Raw genomic sequence first — 21,251 nt, forward strand, 5'->3', positions numbered from 1 at the left:
CCTGGATCTTACTTCATGTTCTCCGGCATAAGTACCAGTTTTATGTAGTTTTTTCCGCTCAGGTACTTTTGCGCTGCCACTTTAATTGCAGATGGGTCTATACTTTTCAAAACAGGGACATAATCGTCCAAATCTTGCAGACTTTCTCCATTTTGCAGACTCTCGTAGATGGATGAATGCCACCATTCATTTGTCAACACATAGGTTTCCCGCTGGCGCAGTGTTTCTGTTATCAGCTTATCTACGTTAACCTGCGGCGGGCCCAAAGTTTTTAGCTGCTCAATCTCATCCAGCGTAGAAGTAATAAGCTTTTCCACATTTGCCGGGGAGCAGCCAAACGATACGGTAAAAACATAACGCCCGGAAGGTATTTTGACACTGTGTGCAGTAACTGAAGGCGAGTAAACTCCACCTTCATCTTCACGAAGCCGCGCTATCAAACGCAAAGAGAGCGCCTCTCTTAGCGCATCAAGCTCTATCCTGTCCCTGAGGGTGTATTGGAAGGGACCTGAAAAGTACAGCTGAACGGTGGCTTTCGGCTCAGTACCTTTGTAAACCGTTTTTGAGACTATTCCGGGCGGGATATGAATACCCAAGTCATTGATTTTTGCCGGCGTATGCTTAGCTGGCAGCCCGCCGATGTATTTTTCTATAAAGCCTTTAATGCTGTCGGGCTTAAAGCTGCCGGTAAATATGAAAGTGAAACCCGAAACATCACCAAAACGTTCCTGGTAGATCTCATAGGCTCTATCAAGAGAGATCTGACTGAGCTTTTCAACACTCGGACCGGTTTTGCGGACATTATAATTACTCAGTATAGCAGCTGATGTATCCTGGAAAACACTACTCGGGTCATTTTTTCTGTTGATCAGGCCAGCTTTCGCATTTGATATGATACTGGCAAACTTCGCTGAGTCTTTCCTTGGTTCAGTCAGATAAGCATACATTAACTCAAGCATTGCCGGCAGATCTTTTGTAGTCGAGCCGCCGCTTATTTGTTGACTGGTCTCCCCTATGCCGGTACTTATCGCTATCTGTTTGCCGGTAAAATATTTACTTAACGCTACAGGTGAATAATTACCTGCACCAAAGAAGTTGATGAGGCCCGCAGCATTAGCGGCCGATTGATAGTCCTGATCGCTATAAAGATTGGTACCCCCCGGAGCGAATGCCGACATCAGCACCTGGTTGTTTTTATAAGTGGTTGGTTTTAAAACAACCTTTACATCGTTGCTTAGGGTCAGGGTAGTTATATTGAATTCCGGGTCAGTCGCCTCCTTAACGATCCTTCCGGGAACAGGAGTTTTAGTAAGAAAGGGTTGAAGACTGGATGCCTCCTGGTAAGCCTGCATCGGCTCGGCAGCCACCTCCTTAAGCCAGCTATTGATAGTTGATTCATCGGGCAGGTTTGCCTTATCCTTTTCCGGAGCCAGTACCAGTACATCCCTGTCAGTATCTTTTATGAGAGACCGTGCGGCATAGTTAAGTTCTGCTAACTTAATGCCCGGCAGCTTGGCTTTTACAAACTGATACTCAAAAGGCAGCCCTGGGGCAGATTCACCTTTTAAAAAATGCTGAACATATTCATTGACGTAGCTTCCTGATTTGACTTTGTCGGCCTCTTTGAAAATATTTTCAATACTGTTCATATAGTTTGTCTTTGCCCTGGTCAATTCAACTTCTGTAAAGCCTTGTTCACGCAGTCGGAAGGCTTCGCGCCAGATGGCTTTGAATGCCTTTTCCAATCCTCCTTTTTCGGGCTTAGTGACGGCCTGTGCGGTAAAAGATTTAAGGCCGCCAATAAAGCCGCCAATGCCGGCACTCCCCTGCAGAAATGGAACGTCTGGTTTCTGCCTTATCTCGTTCAGCCGCTGGTCCAGCATTTGATTAAACAATGCTTCAATCATGGAGTTGCGGTAATCAGCACCGGTCCTGATCTCCTTTCCCTTACTTTTAATAATTATTTCAGCGACCGTTGAGGTCATTTCCTTGTCGGTAACCGCCATGTAACGATTTTTACCGGTAAGTTCTACAGCGTAATTTGCCCTGGCCTTCTCAGGCGCCGGGTTTTTGAGATCAGCAAATTTATCCCTTATTGCCCTTTCCATTTCCTTTACGTCCACGTCCCCTACCACAATCAACGCTTGCAGATCAGGCCGGTACCAATCTTTGTAAAATGCTCTTAGCGTCTCTGGTTTAAAACCGGTAAGTACTTCGTCTGTTCCAATAGGAGAACGTTCGGCATATTTTGAACCGTTTAGCAAAAAGGGATAGTATTGTCGCTGCATACGTTCCCCGGCGCCTTTTCCAAGTCGTTTTTCCTCCAAAATAACCCCACGCTCTTTATCTATTTCGGCAGTTTCCAGCAATGCCCCATGCGCCCAATCCCTCATGATCTGCAAACCGTTCCTAAGTATCTCCGCATTATCTGAAGGCATCGGAAGCTGGTAAACGGTTTCATCAAAGCTGGTATATGCGTTGATGTCCGCTCCGAAGCGCACACCTGCCTTTTCCAAATAATCAACCAGCTGGTTTTTCGGGAAATGCGTAGTGCCATTGAAATTCATGTGCTCCATAAAATGCGCAAGGCCGCGCTGTTCCTGCGTTTCCAGGATGGAGCCGACCTTATTGACCAGGTACATAACGACCCTGTTTTTCGGCTCCGCATTATACCGGATGTAATAAGTGAACCCATTAGCCAGACGTCCTGTATGAACAGATTTGTCGAAAGGCAGTGGTTGTTGCAGCTGATAGCTAACCTGTGCGCTGCAAATACTGTTGAAAGTCACAGCGACGAGGCCAATTAGCAGCCTGCGGGTAAATTGATTGATGATTTTCATTTATTTTATTATTTATTAAGGACAACTATATCATGCTTGTCAGCCGTAAGCGGCTGCAGCTTGTAGTTATGCCCGGATATTGCCCTCTGACCCGTTGGCCGAATGAGGAATTATAGATTATTAAATTTTGCTTAAATCACAGAGTCCTTTGTATAATATATATTATCCGGTTGAATGTGACAGGTAACAGAAAAGCGCCAGGCCCGCGCCGGAGCTGACGCCTAACTAAACTAACTATATTATCATATTAATAAGATCTGCCGTTGATTTACAGCTGCTGACAAACAGGGACGGCTAAGGAATCAACTTAGAAAGCTGCTGGTCCAGCATTTCACCTCTCAGGTCCTTTGCAATGATTTTTCCCGAAGGGTCTATCAGAAAATTGGCCGGGATACTGGTGATGCCATATTTAACTGCAACGGCGTTTTTCCAAAACTTAAGATCAGAAACGTTGGTCCAGGCCAGCCCATCTTTTTCAATTGCCTTTAACCAGGATTCTTTTTTGCCAGGCTGGTCGAGAGAGACGCTCAACACGGTAAAATTCTTATCCTTAAATTTGGCGTAGGCCTTGACCAGGTTCGGTGACTCGGCTCGGCATGGGCCGCACCATGATGCCCAGAAATCCAGCAAAACGTACTTCCCTTTAAAATCAGAAAGCCTTACCGGTTTATCGTTAACATCATTTTGCGTAAAATCGATAGCTGGTAAACCTATCTTCGTTTTAGTTGCACCCTCAATCATGTCGCCAATCATCTTCCCCAGTGCCGTTTTTCTGACCTCCGGAGAAAATTTATTGTATTCTTCGGCAGTTGCATCCAGTTTATCCTTCACGTCAATTTCGTCGTTTGAAGCATAAGCTACCAAACCGATATACGAATCGCGGTGGCTCATGTAAAAGTTCCTTTTAGTGTCTTTATATGCCTTTTGTATTGCTAATTGCTTTTGACGGTAAGCGTTCAGGGTGATTGTATCCTGACGTTCCTGCTCTGTCTTACTCATCCACGCTTTTACCAAAATATTGCTTTCGGCACTCAGACGGCCAAGTTGTCCGTTATAGAGCCTGAAATCGTCGTTGACCTTTGAGCCGGTAACAACTGCATCTTTTATAAAGCCGGTTGCAGAAGTTACGTTGATATTGCACGGCTCCAGATAAATCGGCAAGATGTCTACCGATTTGTCCTGATGACTTACAGTTAACCGTGCCATCGGAAGGGTCGACGCAGAATTTGACAAGGAAAATTTCCCGTCAATAATCTTTGCCGAATCAACTATTTGTTTATCGTCTTCTGAGAAGCTCAGGTAAGCCATCAGCGGCGCGTTTGCGGTGTTTACCTGACCTTTTATAGTAAACTTTCCCTGGGCGAGCGCCATTACAGGCAGCAAGCCAATGATCGTCATTATTATCTTTTTCATATTGTTTTTTTTGTTCTGGGTTTAGTTGAACCCGTTTTTATTTGTCGTGATGGTAACAGGGTGGCTTGTATATAATTTTCGCCGCTAAAAAATTGACTGGCGGCTTTCTGCAATGACTCCTGAGAGGCTTTATGAAAGTTGTACGGATAATGCGCCACATCGTAAGGGTCGTCATGGTTCATGAATTGCAATTCGAGGTAATTCAACCAAAATGTATAGTCGAAGGTTTGCGATTTGAGTTCGCGTTTACGCAGCGCTACATACTGTTTCAGCTGTTCGGGTCTGATTTCCACGTGCAGCGCTTTGACCGTCTGCTGTGCGATGTCAACCAACTTACCGGCTTGCTGCGGGGAGCATTTGAACGCAATATTAATCGCATACTCTTCTTTTGGAAATTTATTCAGCGTAAGGGTAACAGTTGGTTTGCTAACCCCACTGAAAGCATCAAGCGTATCAAGATTTTTTTCCAACAGATAGGAAAGTACCTTTAATTGGAGATTGACTGAATCTGAATGCTGGTATTCCCCGCTGTAGATCATATGCACGGCCGCCAGCGGAGCATTGCCGTTATATACTTTTCTTACTATTCTGCCATTGGGTATTTCCGTATTTCTGTTAATAATTTTTTGCGAATCCGCGGTAGCCGGCAATGCAACGAGATATTTACTCAACGTGTCGATGGCTTCCCGCGAAGGCTGGTTCATTCCATCCACCTTAAAGTCGCCGGTAAAGATGAAGGTATAACCGTAAGCATTACCAAAGCATTTGCGATAAATTTCATATGCTTTATCCAGGTCAATCTGATTGATGTTAGCCATATTGAGGATGTTAACCCTGTTTTTATTTCGGGTTGCAAGAAACTTAACCGTGTCTTCCAATACCTGATAAGGATCTTTTTGCCGGGCGGCAGAAATTTTTTTAAGGTTCGCTATATAAGTTTTAAAATAATCCCTGTCCTTACGTGGACTGGTAAAATACAGCGTCAATGCCTGCATGAAGGTTTCAATATTACCGCGGCTAAAACTCCCTTTTAAAGTGCTGTATTTTTCGTCTATGCCCGGACTGAGCGTGATATTCTTCTGCTTAAAATACTTTTCTGTCTCGGCCCCGTTAAATGCCCCCAGTCCGCCGTTACCGACTATCGCTCCGGCGTGCATAGCAGACATAAAATCCTTGTCGTCGGCAACAGATCCGCCACCGGGACAAACGGCGGTCATCAGGATATCTTTCCTCCCTTCGTCTGCCCTGAAAACAAGGTGCACACCATTAGCAAGCGTTAATTCATAAGCCCGCAGCTCTGAGTACTTGTAAAAGGTTCGGATGGCATAAAATCCTTTTTTTGCTGCCGGAGGTTTTGCTTTAAGCAGCATTGATTCAAAAGACTGCCCCCGGGCGCCTGGGCCAAGAAAGGTGAAAGCGCCAAGTATGCTTAGGAACGTATAATTGAGTATTTTCATATGATGATCAGGCTATTTGATGAATTTCTCCAGGGTGGGTTCTACCATTTCGCCTCGCAGGTTAACAGCTATCACCTTCCCGTCCGGATCTATCAGGAAATTAGCCGGTATACCATAAATCTGGTATCTTATAGCTGCGGGTTCGTCGTGCCCCAGCAAATTAGAGATATTGAGCCATGGTACATCGTCGTTTTCGAGTGCGGATACCCAAAGCGACCTTTCGTTATCTATCGAAAAACCAAGTATCTCAAAGTTCTTGCTCTTAAAACGGCTGTAAGCTTTTTTCAGGAACGGAAACTCGGCCCGGCATGGAATACACCAGGATGCCCAAAAGTCAACCAGCACATATTTACCGCGAAAATCATGGAGATTGACAACCTTTCCTTCCGGAGTTTTGGCGGTAAAATCAGGAAGAATGCCTCCGATGACCAAACTCCTGTTATCTTCAATCGCCTTGCCAAGAGCCGCACCATCCTTTGTGCTTTTGATACGCGAAGAAAAAGCATTGTAAATGTTTAGTATTTCAGGCAACTGCTCGGGATAGCCTTTGGAAAGGTTTTGGCCAAAGCGGCCGGCAAATACAGCTAGAGCCATTTTAGAATCGGGATATTTTTGAATCACTTGCTTATAAACAGCAAGTTGTTTGTTGATATCCCTGGTGCCTGCTAAACTGTCCTGCAGGTTCCGGTAAGCTTCACTTTGTTCAGAGCCCGTAATCGTCGCCTCGCTGACCAGGCCCTTGATATTCACTGATATTTTGTCACCTTTCCTGGCAAATAATATGATCTGGCTTTCCGTCCGGCCTTTTTGCTGCAACTTACCAACAGTAATTTTGGCTTCGTTATATTCATCATTCAGCATAGTTCCTGAAAAATCAAATTCGCCGTTTTTCTTCATCATGGTTGAATCAACCGATCTCTTCTCACCGTTATCATAACTCAGATAAACCTTTTTGCGCTCGTTTCCCGGTGCGCTGATATTGCCCTTTATGGTAAAATTATTCTGCGCCAATAACACTATCGGGCATAGCATTAATACGCCGGTTATTATTTTTTTCATGGTATTAATATTGTGTAAGTAGCCGCCCGGAATGTTCCCGGGCGGCACTGATGGTAAATAAGATTAAGGATTTTGCTGCCAGTTTGCGTTAAAATACATCACCTGCGCAGGAATCTGCAGCGTGTATTTGGTACTATTTGGCGGCAGGCTTGCAATCTTTTGTCCCGATGCATCATATCTGTCTACTTCAGGCATCCGGTTTTCTGCTGCCAGTCTTTTCATATCAAACCAACGCAAACCGTTGTATGGGAATTCGAACGTGCGTTCTGCCAGTACCCTTTTTAATACATCATCCTGGTTAGTAGATTGATACTTTACATAGTTTGCCGGCAAAAACCGCTTTTTACGGACAATATCTAATTGATCTAACGCCAGCGGCAGGTTGTTTGCACGGGCCGCCGCTTCTGCAATGATCAAATACATTTCTGCGGCAGAAGTACCCCAATCCGGATAACCATTACCTACCAGGTTTCCATACGGATAGTATACAGTTTTTCCCCTCTGTGTAAAGTTTGGATCGCTGCTTTGATCATACCATAGTTTTAGCCTCAGATCATTTTTGTCAAACGACTTAAGGAAATCAAGTGTCGGAATCTCCTGTAAATAATAAGTCGAACTCTGCCTCGCATATATCTCGCTGGTGCTACGGATCATAGCCGGAAGCTGCGCATAGGGTGCCAGGGTGCTATAATCTGTAATAGTGAACTGCCCGCTGCTTAAGGCCTTTCCGGCGTTATCGGCCGCTTTTTGGTAATCTCCCATATATAAATAGGTTCTGGCCAAAACACTATAGGCAGCAGCTACCGATCCGCGGTAACGGTTGCTTTTATTGTCTGCAGGCAGGTTTGTAAGCGCTTCATTAATATCAGCAATAATATGTCCGTATATTTCTTTCACAGTGCTTCTGTTGGGCAATTTGTCTGAAATGTCCAGCGTAGTAACAAATGGCACAGCCAGGTCTTTGTCTGCAGTAGCTGCATTATACTGTTTGCCGTATAAATTGACTAATGAAAGGTAATCAAGAGCCCTGCCAAGTAAAGCTTCTGCCTTTAAGGCGTTCTTTTGCTGCGCAGTTCCATTCTCCGCCCCGTCAATATTGTAAATTACTGCATTGAAAAGGTAGATTGACTGATAGTAATTATACCAGATATAGGCCGTGCCGGTTACCTTCTGATCAAATTGGTCCTGCCAACTATAGACACGATCAATAGCATCGACTGGTGGAGAAGGAATAGTTACATTGTCAACAAGATCAGAGAGTAAATTAAGTTCTCTTGGCATTTCTGCTTCCAGCGCATAATTGTTCAACCACAAATTATAGTCGTTGACCGTCTTCAGCAGGCGCGAACCCTTGGGCTGCACATCAAGGTATTTATTGCAGGATATCAATGTCGCGGTCAAAAACAGGCTAACCAATAACCGTAACCCTTTGCCTTTATTGGTATTGAATATTGCTATTTTCATAATTTTTTATTTAAAGTTGATATTAACTGCCAAAGTATAAGTAGGTGTGATATATGATTTGGCATAACTGCCGGTTGCGAGGCTGTAATTGTCTTTATTAAAGCCCTTTGTGTAAACATTAGAAGCTTGCGCCTTAAATTCTACCGCGTTTAAGCCGATTTTTTTTACCAAATCGTTTTTCATGTTATAGGCAAAGGTCACGTCACCTAATGTAACGTAGGCTCCGTTCATTGTGTAGCGGTCAGAAGCCATTACGTAAGGGTCATAATCCCGATAATTCGCCGCGGGCAGTATGTCAGGAATATTTTCATCGCCCGCTTTTTTCCAATAATTGCTTGCGCCTTCAAGCGGCCTGCCTGATCTTAAAGTTGGAACCGGTTTGCGAATTTTGTTGCCACCGTAATAGTTAACCATGGCGTATACATAAAAACTTTTGTAATCTATTCTATTACTCAATCCAAAGTTCAGGGATGGTATAGCGGTACCTGCATAGCTAACATCATCATCCCGATCATTGGAAGTAATGCGTTTCACTTTACCGTCACTGCCGTAAATTGTCGGGAATCCGGTATTGTCAACGCCCGCCAGGTGGTAACTGAACAAGGCACCTACCGGGTATCCCTGCAGATAATTGGAGTAAACACCGGTCACATATTGGGTGCCACCGGTAACATTGCCGCTATAAACTTGTAATACTTTACTGGTGTTGCGGGAGAAAGCAAAACCTGTGTTCCAATTAAATCCCGGATGTGTGATCCAATCTGCATTGAGGCTAATTTCAAACCCCTGATTTCTGATAGACGCCTGATTGATCAAGGCAGATTGTACACCGCGGGTCGGGTCTACCTGTTGGGCCGCAAGCAGGTCTACGCTCGTCTTGACATAGTAGTCAAAGCTACCACCTATGTTTTTAAACAGGTTAAAATCCACACCGGTATTGAAGTTATGTGTTTGTTCCCAGCGAAGGCCCCTGTTAGCCGGAGATGACAAATAAAGAATTGGAATGTTGCTGTCGAAGTTATTAACACCGTTTGAAGCAATGATCTCGGGAAGAGAGTTTTTGGCTACGTTGCCATTAAAGCCGTAAGCTACGCGCATCTTCAGGGTGTTTATCCAGTCGTAGGTTTTTATGAAATCCTCCCGGTCCATGTTCCAGGCAGCTCCTACCGACCACAGCGGCCTGTATCGATATTTGGGGTCTGTACCAAATAAATTTGACTGATCTACCCTAATGCTCCCCGTTGCAGAATATTTTCCTTTGTAGGTGTAGGCCAGGTTAGAATAGGCTGACACATAACGGTTTTCCTCGTATAGAATATTGAACAGATCAGTGTATTGCGGCCGCGGATTTGCAAAGGCATAAGTCGCCGGTAAACCATTAACGAACAAGCTTTGATAATTGACCGCCTGTTGGGTTAAAGTTTGATCATTGTAACCAAAATTGGCCGAAGCATTTGACTGTGTGATGATGCCTCGAACTTCAGAACCTAATATGGCGGTTATTACATGATCCTGTTTAATGGTTTGGTTAAAATTTAACTGAGCCCGGAGGGTGTAACCTTGGGTGCTCGAAAATTGCTGTTTTAAGAACCCACCTTTTGGCAAATTAAAAACTAAAGCGGTAGCTGGGCCTGATGTGTAACGATTAATCAGCTGACGGGTTACGGATGAATTTTCACTGGCCAGCGACCGCGAGTCGCCCCTGCTGAGTTCATAAACACCTCCAAATGTGAAATTAAATTGCCTGTTAATCTTATAATTAAAATCAGCAGTAAAACGGTTGCTGATCGTTTTCAGGTCGTTATTTATCTCATGCACATCCACTAACGGGTAATACATGTTGTCCTGCAAGCCGGCTGCTATCAAGGCCTTATTATAGTAAGGGCTTGCATTAGAGCCATTGAATACAGGCAAAGGATTCCCCTTATCATCTTGCAGGCGCTCATAAGGCAGGAGGCTATTAATGTCCGGTACAGGCGCTCCGTTAGTATTGGTTTGCATAAAATTATTCGTAAGCGCCAGCGAAAAACGATCGGAGAAATTAAATGTACCCCTTCCGGATAGTTGCCAGGTTTTCTTGCCGTTCTCAATTTGTGTGGACTTGGTATCTATATAGTTGGAAGACAAATAATACAGTACGTCCTTGCTACCTCCTGACAGGTCTAAATTATATACGTTGGACACAGCGGTACGGAGGAATAATCGGGCGTAGTCATCGGCGTTATTATACGCTCCCAAAGCCGCAAACTGTGCATCCGCCTGCGCGGGTGTTATTACGCCGGCCTTCTGCTGTGCGATGATGAGGCCAGGCGTTTGGTAATTGTAAAACGCACCGTTTGTTAAGCTGTTGATGTTATTCCAGGTATTGGCGTTAATGCTGTTCTGGCTGACCGCCCGATAGTAGTCAATAACCGCCGATGAGCCGTTTTTATCCCACCGGTACCTTTCATAATTTTCTTTGGGGGTCAAGCTGGTAGTTGCACGAAAGTGTACCTGTACTTTTCCGACCCTGGCCTTCTTCCGTTCCACAATGATTACGCCGTTAGACGAACGCGCACCATATATTGCCGCAGCTGCCGCGTCTTTCAATACCGTTACCGATTCGATATCGTATGGATTGATCATCTCTAAAGTAAGCTCTGTCGGGTAACCGTCCACAACGATCAAAGGTTGTTTATTCCCTTTTATGGTGGAAATACCCCTTATCTGGAACAAGTTGTTGCCCTCGAACTTGATATCATTATTGATGAGTAAACCCGGTATCTTATTTTGAAGCCCTAGTAAGAAATCCGTCGTATTGATACGGCTGTTATAATCTTTTTCACGGATGACAGCAATACTGCCGGTGCTTTGTATCGGACTTAATCTTTGATAACCCGTGCTGATTAGCTGAATCTCTTTAAGGTTTAAAATAGCTTCTTTAAGAACAATGCTGAGGTGATCCTGATTACCAACAGTAATTTCTACCGTTTTATAATTGACGGAAGAGAAAATGAGTACGCTTTCAGGGCCCGTTGCTTCGATCTGAAAATTACCATCGGCATCTGTTATCACTCCCCTGGAACTTCCCTTGAGCCTTACTGTTACCCCTCCTATAGGGCGACCAGCCGTATCCGTCACTCTGCCATTTACAACAGCAACTTTTAGTTGTGATAGTATTTTCGAAAAAAAGGAACTTTCCTTCTCATGTAAAACAATGGTTCCTTCCTTGATCTCATAAGTTAGCGGCTGGTTGCTGAATATACGTTCCAGCACTTCTTTAAATTCCGTATTGCTAACCGTGATGTTTACGGGATAAGCCTGATCAAGAAGATTATCGGTTGAAAGAAAATTATAACCGCTTTGTTTTTTCAGTTCTTTGAGTACTGATTTCAACGTTGTGTTGGATTCTGACAAGGTAATCTTTTGCGCAGATCCGTTAACAGCGAAAACCTGCATGAGGGCAGTCAATAATATAGCGGCGGTAAGTCGCATAATCAGCCAAATTTTGGAGGCATAGGCATTCCATATACCTTGGTTTCTGGTAAGTTTTCTATACATTTGTTTGTTTGGTAAGTGCAGTCCGCTTCAGTTTACGAGGCTTTTAGCGGCTGCGTGTGATAATTAAAATTAAACGGCCAGACTTAGCCAGGGGGATATCATCCTTCTGGCTTATCTTTTTTTGGGGGTCAATTCTTTTGTAGCTGTTTTGTCATACGTTGTTTAAGGGTGAAACAAATAGTTAATTTAATTATAGGGTGATCGATTACTCTTAAAGACATAGATAGTTCTTCCTTTTATTTCGAAATGAACTTTTCCGGTTAATTCGAGGACATTCAAAACTTTGGAAACATTATCAAGACGTGAAACCCCGCCCCAGAACTTCTCTTGTGTTAGCGCCCCCTTGTACTCCACCTTGACATCATACCAGCGCTCAACCATGCGCATGATGGTTTGAATATCTTCGCTCTCAAAACTAAACTGATTATTTTTCCAGGCCACATAGGGATTTGTATCCACATCCGTGATCGTTAAACCTGCGGCGTCATTACTTTTAGATCGTTGCCCCGGTTTAAGCACCGCTGTTTTATTTTTCCAAGTTACTTTAACAGACCCTTCCAATAGTGTCGTAGCTATAGTGGGCTCATCACCGTAGCTATTGATGTTAAAATGGGTACCCAAAACCTCTACCTCATGCGCGCCGCTTCTTACAATAAACGGATGTTTCTTGTCCTTTGCAACTTCAAAATAACCTTCGCCTGTCAACTTTACACTACGGATGGGGCTATGCACAAAATTTGAATTATAAGTAAGGCTTGAACCTGCGTTCAGCCACACCTTCGAGCCATCTGGAAGTTGTAACTGATACGTCTCTCCATTTGCTGTGGAAAGCGTGTTCATCATATCAGCCTTAGAATCATGTTTGATGGTGTAAACCAATTGACCCGAAGAAGTTTTTGAGACCACTACACCGGCCTGGTTTGTTATATGACCGCTAGGGGTTTCATTCAGTCTGATCTTTTTACCGTCTGCCAATGTCAGTGTAGCACCTTGTTTTCCCGGAGATACATCGTTCGCGTAGGTCACCGGTTCTGCAACGCTATTTCGACCCTGATAATAAAACCATAATCCGGCCGCAATAAAGATAGTTACAGCAGCAGCTAAGCCAACCAACCACCTGTATCTAACCTGAATAGCCCTAATATTCAAAGCGGGTGAGCCCTTTTGTGCCATTTTTTCCTGGGTCCGCTGCCAAATATCTTCTGACTTAATTGACTCAAACCGAATAAGTTCTCGCTGAAAATTTTCGGGAGCTGTCAGAGCTTTATAAAAGTTCAAATTATCAGGTTGTTCATCGAGCCAGCGCTGTAACTGTTCAGCCGATACATCATCCAACTCATTGTTTAGTTGCGCTTTGATCAATCTTGCGATATGAAACTCCTGGTCAAGCATTATTTTAATAGTAATTTATTATTAATATAACATAGAAACACCATTTACCTGCAAAACAACCATATCTTATAAAATTATTTCTGGGGCATGTACAATTATGGCAATAAAACGACTTACAAAATGGCAAAGGCGGTATTAATTGCAGGCGCATCCAAATTCGGGTTGAAAATCAAAGATTGCTATGTTTATTACTTAAATTTTAGCCATCCGGGTACATTTTTCTAATCAAATTGAATAAAGTTTACGATTACTTAAGTAATTTAAGCCCTGTTTTGGTTTTATGTTGAATGTGCCGAATCATTCTTCATACTTCAATAACCAAAGCGCTTAGTAATAAGTTAGGTATTGATGGACGTACAAGAAATAAAAGATGCACAGGAGCAGTGGATAGAGCTTTTCAGGGAAGGCGATGACCGTGCGCTTGCTTATTTTTTTAAATTATATCATAAATCGCTCTTTTACTTTTCTTATAACTTACTGGATGATGAAGCAGCCGCACAGGAAATTGTTTCCGATTGCTTTATTAAGCTATGGCAAAAGCATGCAGATTTTCAAACATCGCAGAATATAAAAGCTTTCCTTTTCATCAGTTGCCGCAACGCCTGCTTAAACTTTATCAGACAACTAAAGGCGCATACGGCTTCGCAGGAACGTTATTTATCTGAAATGGAGTCTGACGAAGACACAAATGATTATCAGATTATCCAGGCCGAATTACTGCAACTGGTTAGTCATGAGATGGATGCTTTACCTGAAAAAATGAGGGTGGTTTTTAAATCACTTTATCTGGATGGTAAATCAACTAATGAGGTGGCCCTGGAACTAAATCTCTCCGTCCAAACTGTTCGCAATCAAAAAACAAAAGCCATCGAGGCGATTAAGAACTCCTTGTTGAGAAAAGGTATTTCATTAGGTATTTATCTTGCTTTCCTGCTGTTTATTGAGGGGAAATAGACGAACAACCCAGCCAGGTTGGCCCATAGCCTGTCAATGACAATCAGCGATTACCAATAATTTACCTGCAAGTATATTTTTACGAGGCGATCAGTTTTTTTTCAGAATAAAGCCGCGTTAGCTAAACGGGGGTGGTTTAGCACCTCCATTATAACTGAACGTATTGAAGCTCTATCGCGCTTTTCCGAATCTGTAAGTTAATGTCAGGATAAATTGGCGCAATGGCTGTACATCAAATAAATTAAATTGCCACGGGTTCAGGTAAGATACCCTATTGGTAATATTGCGAACGTTGAGTTGCACACCTATCGATTTATAATGGTAACCGGTTGCAGCGTCTAAGGTATAATTAGCCGGTACTTGCAAAATCGGGTTATTAGCTATAGTCGAGAAGAATTTATCCTTGTAAAACGCCCCGGCACCAATAAACCATCCCTTAAATATATTTTGCGGCGAATAGTTAAACCAGGCATTGGCCGTATATTTCGATGCATTAGGTAAACTATTACCGGTGGGGTATCCGGGATCATTTATTACACGAGTAATAGTATATGCTGCGGCGGCGGTTAACGACAGTTCTTTCGTTAAATAGCCATTAGCTTCTAACTCAATACCGCGGCTACGATGATGACCTTCATAATATACGTTGTATAAATCATAATCCGGATGATCTGGGTTTAAATAAACGAAGCCGTATGGATTGTGTTTATTGATCTCAAACAAGCTAAGAGTTAAGCCTAGTCTGTTTTGCAACAAACTTGTTTTGGCGCCAAATTCTACTTGCTCGCTGATGGTAGCGGGGGGCGTCATGTAATCGCGAAAATTTTGAGCAAATACATCGGGTGAGTTGATCTCGTAGCCTTTTGCCCAGGATACATAAACAGAGGTTTGTTCGCGTAACTTGTATACTATCCCTACCCGGGGTGTATAAATCATCTTTGAAATGATATTGTCTGTATAACCGGCGTAAGCGTTACCCCCTAGCTGATCCTGGAAGTAATGCTCGCCCTGGCGTGTGCTGCCCATCCGAATACCAAGCAACAACTGCAAATGCTCCTTTAGCATTTCTACCTGGTCTTGTAAAAACAAACCCCGGCGTTCGATAATAGATACCAGAGGTTGTAAGGGCGAAGAAGGAGGATCAGGCGTGATATGATTAATAACCGGCCGGTTAATATTGCTCGTGTCCAGGCGACTTAATTCGCCTAAATTTGTATAACGATGACGGGTTGACTGGTACTCGAAACCTGCCAGCAGATGATGTTTTGCACCACCGGTATAAAATGTTCCATTTACCTCAACGGTTGCGGTTCCGTTGTGCGCAATCTGGTAAAAGCCGTAAGCATTTCGACCAAAGTTACCGGCCGAGTCGGGCTGGTCAAACCAAATACCGAACGGCCTGTTGGTACTATTGGCGTAAAAACCTGCCAATTTCAATCGCCAACTTTTATTAATCTGATAGTTAGCGGTAACCATATAGTTCTGATTACTGTATAGATAACGACGACTTGGCTCGCCAAGATAAAGCGATGGCGACAAGCGGTGAAGCCCGGCTATACTACCGTCAGGCGATACCAGGCCTGCATCGTCCGTATTGCTGGAATGATTGAAAGTTGCTTCAGCGTTGATGCTCAACTTTGGCGTAATATCCCAAGCAAGAGCAGGCGCTGCGAATAATTTTCTTGAGACAACAAAGTCGCGAAAGCTACCCTGATATTCAAAAGAAGTATTTAAGCGATAACGAAGATTGGCGCTAGACGTTAACGGGCCGGTAATATCTAAAGAGGGACGAGCAAGTCCCCAAGATCCTGTTTTAAAACTCACCTCGACAGCAAACTCGGCCAGCGGCTTTTTGGTAACCATATTTAGCACACCACCTGGGGCCACATCGCCATACAGAATCGATGTCGGGCCTTTGAGGAATTCTACCTGCTCAATATTGTCAGCATACATATTGCCCCAGTTCCAGACCATCATCCCGTTCCAGCGATAGTTTTGCGTTTCATTAAGGTCAAAACCTCGAGCATTAAAAAACTCGGCAGACCCACCCCCACTATAGTTACCGGTAAAATTTAAACCACTGATATTTCGGGTAATGGTGGTCAGATCAAAGGCAGCCTGTTGCCGGATGTCCTTCTGACCGACGATGCTGATTGCCTGAGGGATGTCCTGCAACTCCATAAGTGTACGCGTAGCAGTAGCGGTTTTTACCCTAACACCTGTAACAGCCACCTCCTGAATCAGCTTAGCGGCATGAACTAATTGCAGGTTAAGTTTTGTTTGCCGCTCCGGCCTTACATTAATCGTTGTGGTTGTCAAATCAAAACCTAAAGCTTTTACACTAACTGTATAAGATCCTCCTGATAGTTTTAACAGGAAATAACCTTTTTCATCGGTCACTGTGCTCAACAAAGTACCACTGAAGGTAAGTTTTGCATAAGGAACCGGCTGCTTATATTCATCGACTATTTTTCCAGTGACAGAACCACCATTTTGCGCGTAGCCCCGCAGGAAAAAACTAAGTAAGAGTAAAATGAGCAATGTGGCCCTGAAATAAAACGTACGCAATTTCAACTATTAAAGTATTGTTGATATATATTGGTTAAAGTTTGTATCAGTTGCTCAATATTTATTGGCTTGGCCAAATAGCCATTCATACCAGCTTCAAGGCAACGATCGCGATCTTCGGTCATCGCATTTGCTGTCAATGCCATTATCAGAGGTTTATCGCCATATTGTTGACGAATTGACCGCGTAGCCTGCAATCCGTCCATTTTTGGCATTTGCACGTCCATCAAAATTAAATCGTAGTTATTGTCCGTTAATTTTTCAAGAACCTCTTCACCATCCCCCGCTAAATCAGGCTGATAGCCCAATTTATGTAGTACACGCATAATCAGTTTTTGATTCATTGGGTTATCTTCTGCAACAAGTATATTAAATGGATATTGCAATGCAAAGTCATCGCTCAACAAAGTTTTTTTAACCACCGAAGCCTCTCTGTTTTGTTGTGCAAGTACCATCTCGATAACCTCTAATAGTGCTTGTTGCCGTATTGGTTTGGTTAATACAGCTGCCAGTAGCTCCCGGCGACGGTTTTTAACTTCTTCACCGATAGAGCTAAGGAGGATAATAGGCAAATCCGGTTGCACCGTTTTTACTTTTTCACTTAAAGTTAATCCATCCATATCTGGCATTTGCATATCTGTTATCAGTAAATCAAACTTCGCTCCGGCAGACAAAATTGCCAATGCTGACTGTCCGGAATGTGCAGATTGTGTTTGCAACTGCCGTTTGCCAAGCTGGGTTTCTAAAATCCGCAGATTGGTTGGATTGTCATCGACAAGCAACACTTTTTTCCCTTTAAAATCAATAAGAGGTTTAGCTTCTGCTGATTGTTCCAGATTTCCCTTTTTACATTTTACAGTAAACGAAAATGTACTACCCTTACCCGCCTTGCTCTTTACAGATACCTCGCCATCCATAAGCCGGATCAGGCGGTCGCAAATTGCCAAACCCAAACCTGAACCACCATATTTTCGCGTGATAGAGGAATCAAGTTGATTGAACGCCGTAAACAGGTGGTCAACCTGTTCCTCGGGAATCCCGATACCTGTGTCCCTGACTTCAAAACACAGCATCATGCTATTGTCAGCTGCGCCCTGTTCCATCTTGACGCTGATAAACACTTCGCCTCGCTGTGTAAACTTAACCGCGTTACCAACCATATTGATCAATATTTGCTTCAGCCGAAAACTATCGGCATACAAATACGCAGGTACATCATCAGCAATTTGATATAAAAGGTCTACTCCGGTATGAGCAGTTTTTGCGGCAAAAAGGCTGAGCACATCTTCCAGACATTTATGCAGGTCGAAATCGTGCGGGTCAAGCTCCATATGCCCGGACTCTATCTTAGAAAAATCCAACACATCATTGATAACATTTAGCAACGATTCGCCGCTATTTAAAATTGCATCTGTATAATCTCGTTGTTCTGCATCCAGCGATGTTTCAGCTAACAACGACGCCATGCCTAAAACGCCATTCATTGGTGTGCGGATTTCATGACTCATAGTTGCAAGGAACGTGCTTTTTGCCTTATTTGCCTTTTCTGCCTCCTGACGCGCCAGCGCCTCCTGTGCCCGCTGTTCTGCAAGCTGGTTATTTAACAGTTCAAGGTCACGTGTTTGTGAAATCAGTTCTTCCGACTGAACTTGCAATTCTTCTGATTGTGCCTGCAATTCTTCAGATTGTATCTGTAAATGCTGATTAGCCAACTCTAACTCCTGAGTGCGGTGTTTTACCTGCGCAGCCAATTCAACCTTTTGTCTGTTCAGGAAACGCACACGGTAATAATAGCCGATATAAGTCAACACAACAATTACCATTGCAGCTAAAATACGGAACCACCAGGTCAACCAATATGGTGGTTCAATTACAATAGTCATTAAAGACGGCTCAGAATTCCACAGCCCGTCATTATTTGCAGCTTTTACCTCAAGCGTATACGTACCCGGGTTAAGATTGGTATAGGTAACGTGGTGCTGATTTCCAACGAATCGCCATTCGGTATCAAAACCATCGAGTTTATAAGCATAACTATTTTGTGTCGGAATAGAATAATCAAGTGCCGCAAAATCAATGCTAAATACCGATTGACGGTAACCCAGTTTGATGGTTTGGGTTTTCAACATACTTTGAAGTAGCGGACTACCTTTCTCCCCCGGCAATACCTGCCGATTAAATAACTCCAAACCTGTAAACACTACCGTTGGCTTATTGTTGTTGGTCGATAAATCTGCCAGGGCAACAATATTAAAACCGTTAATACTCCCAAAAGCTAAGTCTCCGTTTGACAGGTTTACCCCTGCGCCGGCACAAAACTCAAGTGTCCTGAGCCCATTAAACAGGTTAAAGTTACGGAACGTTTTGTGTTTTGGATCAAAACGTACTATACCCTGGTTAGTAGTTAGCCACAAGTTACCTGATTTGTCGCCGGTAATGTAATTAACTGTATTATTAATCAATCCATTACTTTCCGTATAAGCACTAAATTGTTTTGTTTTTTCATTATAGCAATTTAGCCCACCCTCTGATGTTCCAATCCACATGTTGCCCGCTGTGTCTTCATATAGCGCGTTAATTATATCGCAATTCAATTGACTGTTATGAGAATTTAGCTGACTAAACTGCTGTGTTGACGGATCAAAAATACTGATACCGTTGGTGTAGCCCCCCATCCATATGCGGCCCTTGCTATCCTCATACAATACATCAATTGTATTGTCACAAATACTGTTCGTCTTGTCGTTTCTCAGATAGTGTGATATTTTGCCCGTCGCCGGGTCCAGCATATTAACTCCACCGTAGTCAGTAGCTATCCAGATATGTCCCTTACGGTCTTCTAACAAGGCGTCTATTGAGTTACTGCTCAATTGCCCAACCTGCTTTCCGGCTTTATAATGTGTAAACGCTCCTGTTTGCGGATTTAACTTATCCAAACCGCTACTATAGGTACCAATCCACACCATTCCGTCGTTTCTGCCAACTAACACTGTTGTTGTGTAGTTGCTTAACAGACTGTTAGTATTAGTCCGCTGATGGGTATATTCCTTATAGTTATTATTCCTCTTGTTATAATAGCTTAGGCCCGCGTCAGTAGCTAAATATAAATTATGTTTTGCATCCTCAGCAATACCACGAATAATGTTTTTGGCCGAGGGAATATGCGTTAAGGACGTTTTCAGTGCCGGAAAAACCGATAAATTGCGGTCGTATTTTAAAGCCCCTTGGCTGGTGGTACCTATCCACAAAATATCATTAGTATCCCGAAGCATTGAATAAATACCATCGTTAGGCATTAAATTATCCTCAATCGTTTTTTCTTTTAAGGGTTTCAATTGCTTGCTGGCAGCATCAAACAATTGAAGTGTGGTGTTAGTGCCCAACCAAAACTGATCCCGGCCAGCCGGCTGAATACAGAACACAGGGTTAATACCGTCTGCTGAATTGTCGTCGGGCTCAACAGCGTAGTAACTGAAAGATCCGTTTTCAGGTAAAAAAAGCTTCAATCCTTTATCAGTGCCTAACCAAAGATGATGAGATGCGTCTTCTTGTATGGCGTAGATATTATTTCCTGTCAGAATTGCTGATTTATCACGATATTGAGTTATATTACCAGTAACACGGTTAAGACCCCGAAGGCCAGTTGCTGTACCTATCCAAAAGCGGTGATCATCATCTTCAAACATGCTACTTACGAAATCGGTTCCGTAACGTTTAAAGTTTGCGTCCCCCTCGAAAAGGTCGAGTCCCCTGGCGGTTCCAATCCATAGTCTCGATGAACGGTCTTTATAAATGCAATTTATATTATTATCACTTATAGAAGTTTGGCGCCCGCTGTTAAACCAAAAGTTAGTGAATTTGTCATTAGATCGATCAAGCCGGCTTAAGCCAGCAGTACGGGTGCCAACCCATAAATTTCCACTGGCATCCTCGCCGATAGCAGTAATATGATTGGCGGGAAGAGAATTCTGATTATTTAGTTGGTGTTTATAGACAGTGATATGATAACCATCGTATTTGTTAAGACCATCCTGAGTGCCAAACCACAAAAAACCATAGCGATCTTTAAACAGGCAACTGATGGTGTTTTGCGAAAGCCCGTTAACGCTGGTTAGTAATGAAACACTGATCTTTTGCTGCGCTAATGCCCCTATGCATTGTACGTAAAAAACAATCAAAAGTGCGATTAGTAATTTTCTGACCATAGGGGCTGTAGGTTCTCAGCCTAATTATACACAAAATTCAAGTAAATGTTTCATAATCGTGACGTAAATTTGAGTTTCAAACTATTTATAATCTGAAATTAAATTAACTTTTAATTCACAAAACATTCTAATTGAGGCATTTCCAAAACTATCTATAGAAATATAAATATGTCTTCCTTATTCGATTTTACTATCCAAATACGAACTTATTAGCCCAGATTATTAACGAAATTATGATGATAGAAACGAATATAAGTTAGTCAAAACGCCAAAAGAAGGATAATTTACCCCACCGCCGTTTTGCACCCGACGCGAACAAAAAAGCCTAACAACTAATATGGTGCTGGGTGTTGCATTCC

General features: G+C 43.1%; 10 protein-coding genes. 1 reads left to right on the forward strand and 9 read right to left on the reverse strand.

Going from position 1 to position 21,251, the window contains the following annotated elements; all coding sequences use genetic code 11:
* Positions 1 to 8: 8 nt before the first annotated feature.
* From ACFS5N_RS05385 to ACFS5N_RS05415, 7 genes are all read right to left on the reverse strand, one after another.
* Positions 9 to 2,840 (reverse strand): M16 family metallopeptidase, encoded by a 2,832-nt coding sequence (locus ACFS5N_RS05385; RefSeq protein ID WP_377183009.1) that lies wholly within the window; start codon positions 2,838 to 2,840, stop codon positions 9 to 11.
* Positions 2,841 to 3,134: 294 nt separating this feature from the next.
* A complete protein-coding gene (locus tag ACFS5N_RS05390; RefSeq protein WP_377183011.1) occupies positions 3,135 to 4,253 on the reverse strand; it encodes a redoxin domain-containing protein in 1,119 nt (372 codons plus the stop codon).
* Positions 4,250 to 5,710: a hypothetical protein gene (locus tag ACFS5N_RS05395; RefSeq protein ID WP_377183013.1), complete on the reverse strand. Its 1,461-nt coding sequence runs from the start codon at positions 5,708 to 5,710 to the stop codon at positions 4,250 to 4,252. Before ACFS5N_RS05395 ends, ACFS5N_RS05390 begins: the two co-directional genes overlap by 4 nt.
* A 12-nt stretch (positions 5,711 to 5,722) precedes the next feature.
* A complete protein-coding gene (locus tag ACFS5N_RS05400) occupies positions 5,723 to 6,769 on the reverse strand; it encodes a redoxin domain-containing protein (RefSeq protein ID WP_377183015.1) in 1,047 nt (348 codons plus the stop codon).
* Positions 6,770 to 6,832: 63 nt separating this feature from the next.
* Positions 6,833 to 8,233, reverse strand: coding sequence for a RagB/SusD family nutrient uptake outer membrane protein (locus tag ACFS5N_RS05405; RefSeq protein ID WP_377183017.1), 1,401 nt, complete (start codon positions 8,231 to 8,233; stop codon positions 6,833 to 6,835).
* Positions 8,234 to 8,239: 6 nt separating this feature from the next.
* Complete coding sequence (locus ACFS5N_RS05410; RefSeq protein ID WP_377183019.1) at positions 8,240 to 11,773, reverse strand: SusC/RagA family TonB-linked outer membrane protein; 3,534 nt, start codon at positions 11,771 to 11,773, stop codon at positions 8,240 to 8,242.
* A gap of 186 nt (positions 11,774 to 11,959) precedes the next feature.
* Positions 11,960 to 13,165 carry a FecR domain-containing protein gene (locus tag ACFS5N_RS05415; RefSeq protein ID WP_377183021.1) on the reverse strand — a complete coding sequence of 402 codons (1,206 nt, stop codon included), beginning with the start codon at positions 13,163 to 13,165 and terminating at the stop codon, positions 11,960 to 11,962.
* Between the two features lie 348 nt (positions 13,166 to 13,513).
* Here ACFS5N_RS05415 and ACFS5N_RS05420 point away from each other — a divergent pair, with 348 nt between their 5' ends.
* A complete protein-coding gene (locus tag ACFS5N_RS05420; RefSeq protein WP_377183023.1) occupies positions 13,514 to 14,119 on the forward strand; it encodes an RNA polymerase sigma factor in 606 nt (201 codons plus the stop codon).
* 171 nt (positions 14,120 to 14,290) lie between these two features.
* On the opposite strand, the gene ACFS5N_RS05425 is transcribed toward ACFS5N_RS05420, so the two are convergent.
* Together ACFS5N_RS05425 and ACFS5N_RS05430 are read right to left on the reverse strand one after the other, a co-directional pair.
* Positions 14,291 to 16,693, reverse strand: a complete 2,403-nt coding sequence (locus tag ACFS5N_RS05425; RefSeq protein ID WP_377183025.1) for a TonB-dependent siderophore receptor — start codon at positions 16,691 to 16,693, stop codon at positions 14,291 to 14,293.
* Positions 16,690 to 20,892: a hybrid sensor histidine kinase/response regulator gene (locus ACFS5N_RS05430; protein ID WP_377183027.1), complete on the reverse strand. Its 4,203-nt coding sequence runs from the start codon at positions 20,890 to 20,892 to the stop codon at positions 16,690 to 16,692. The genes ACFS5N_RS05425 and ACFS5N_RS05430 overlap by 4 nt, the downstream gene beginning before the upstream one ends.
* Positions 20,893 to 21,251 lie beyond the last annotated feature (359 nt).

The sequence above is a fragment of the Mucilaginibacter ximonensis genome (assembly GCF_042686265.1).
Lineage (GTDB): Bacteria > Bacteroidota > Bacteroidia > Sphingobacteriales > Sphingobacteriaceae > Mucilaginibacter > Mucilaginibacter ximonensis.

Coding starts and splice junctions, on each gene's coding strand:
- ACFS5N_RS05400 (WP_377183015.1), bottom strand. CDS start 6,769: ATGAAAAAAATAATAACCGGCGTATTAATGCTATGCCCGATAGTGTTA.
- ACFS5N_RS05385 (WP_377183009.1), bottom strand. CDS start 2,840: ATGAAAATCATCAATCAATTTACCCGCAGGCTGCTAATTGGCCTCGTC.
- ACFS5N_RS05395 (WP_377183013.1), bottom strand. CDS start 5,710: ATGAAAATACTCAATTATACGTTCCTAAGCATACTTGGCGCTTTCACC.
- ACFS5N_RS05420 (WP_377183023.1), top strand. CDS start 13,514: ATGGACGTACAAGAAATAAAAGATGCACAGGAGCAGTGGATAGAGCTT.
- ACFS5N_RS05415 (WP_377183021.1), bottom strand. CDS start 13,165: ATGCTTGACCAGGAGTTTCATATCGCAAGATTGATCAAAGCGCAACTA.
- ACFS5N_RS05405 (WP_377183017.1), bottom strand. CDS start 8,233: ATGAAAATAGCAATATTCAATACCAATAAAGGCAAAGGGTTACGGTTA.
- ACFS5N_RS05390 (WP_377183011.1), bottom strand. CDS start 4,253: ATGAAAAAGATAATAATGACGATCATTGGCTTGCTGCCTGTAATGGCG.
- ACFS5N_RS05430 (WP_377183027.1), bottom strand. CDS start 20,892: ATGGTCAGAAAATTACTAATCGCACTTTTGATTGTTTTTTACGTACAA.
- ACFS5N_RS05410 (WP_377183019.1), bottom strand. CDS start 11,773: ATGTATAGAAAACTTACCAGAAACCAAGGTATATGGAATGCCTATGCC.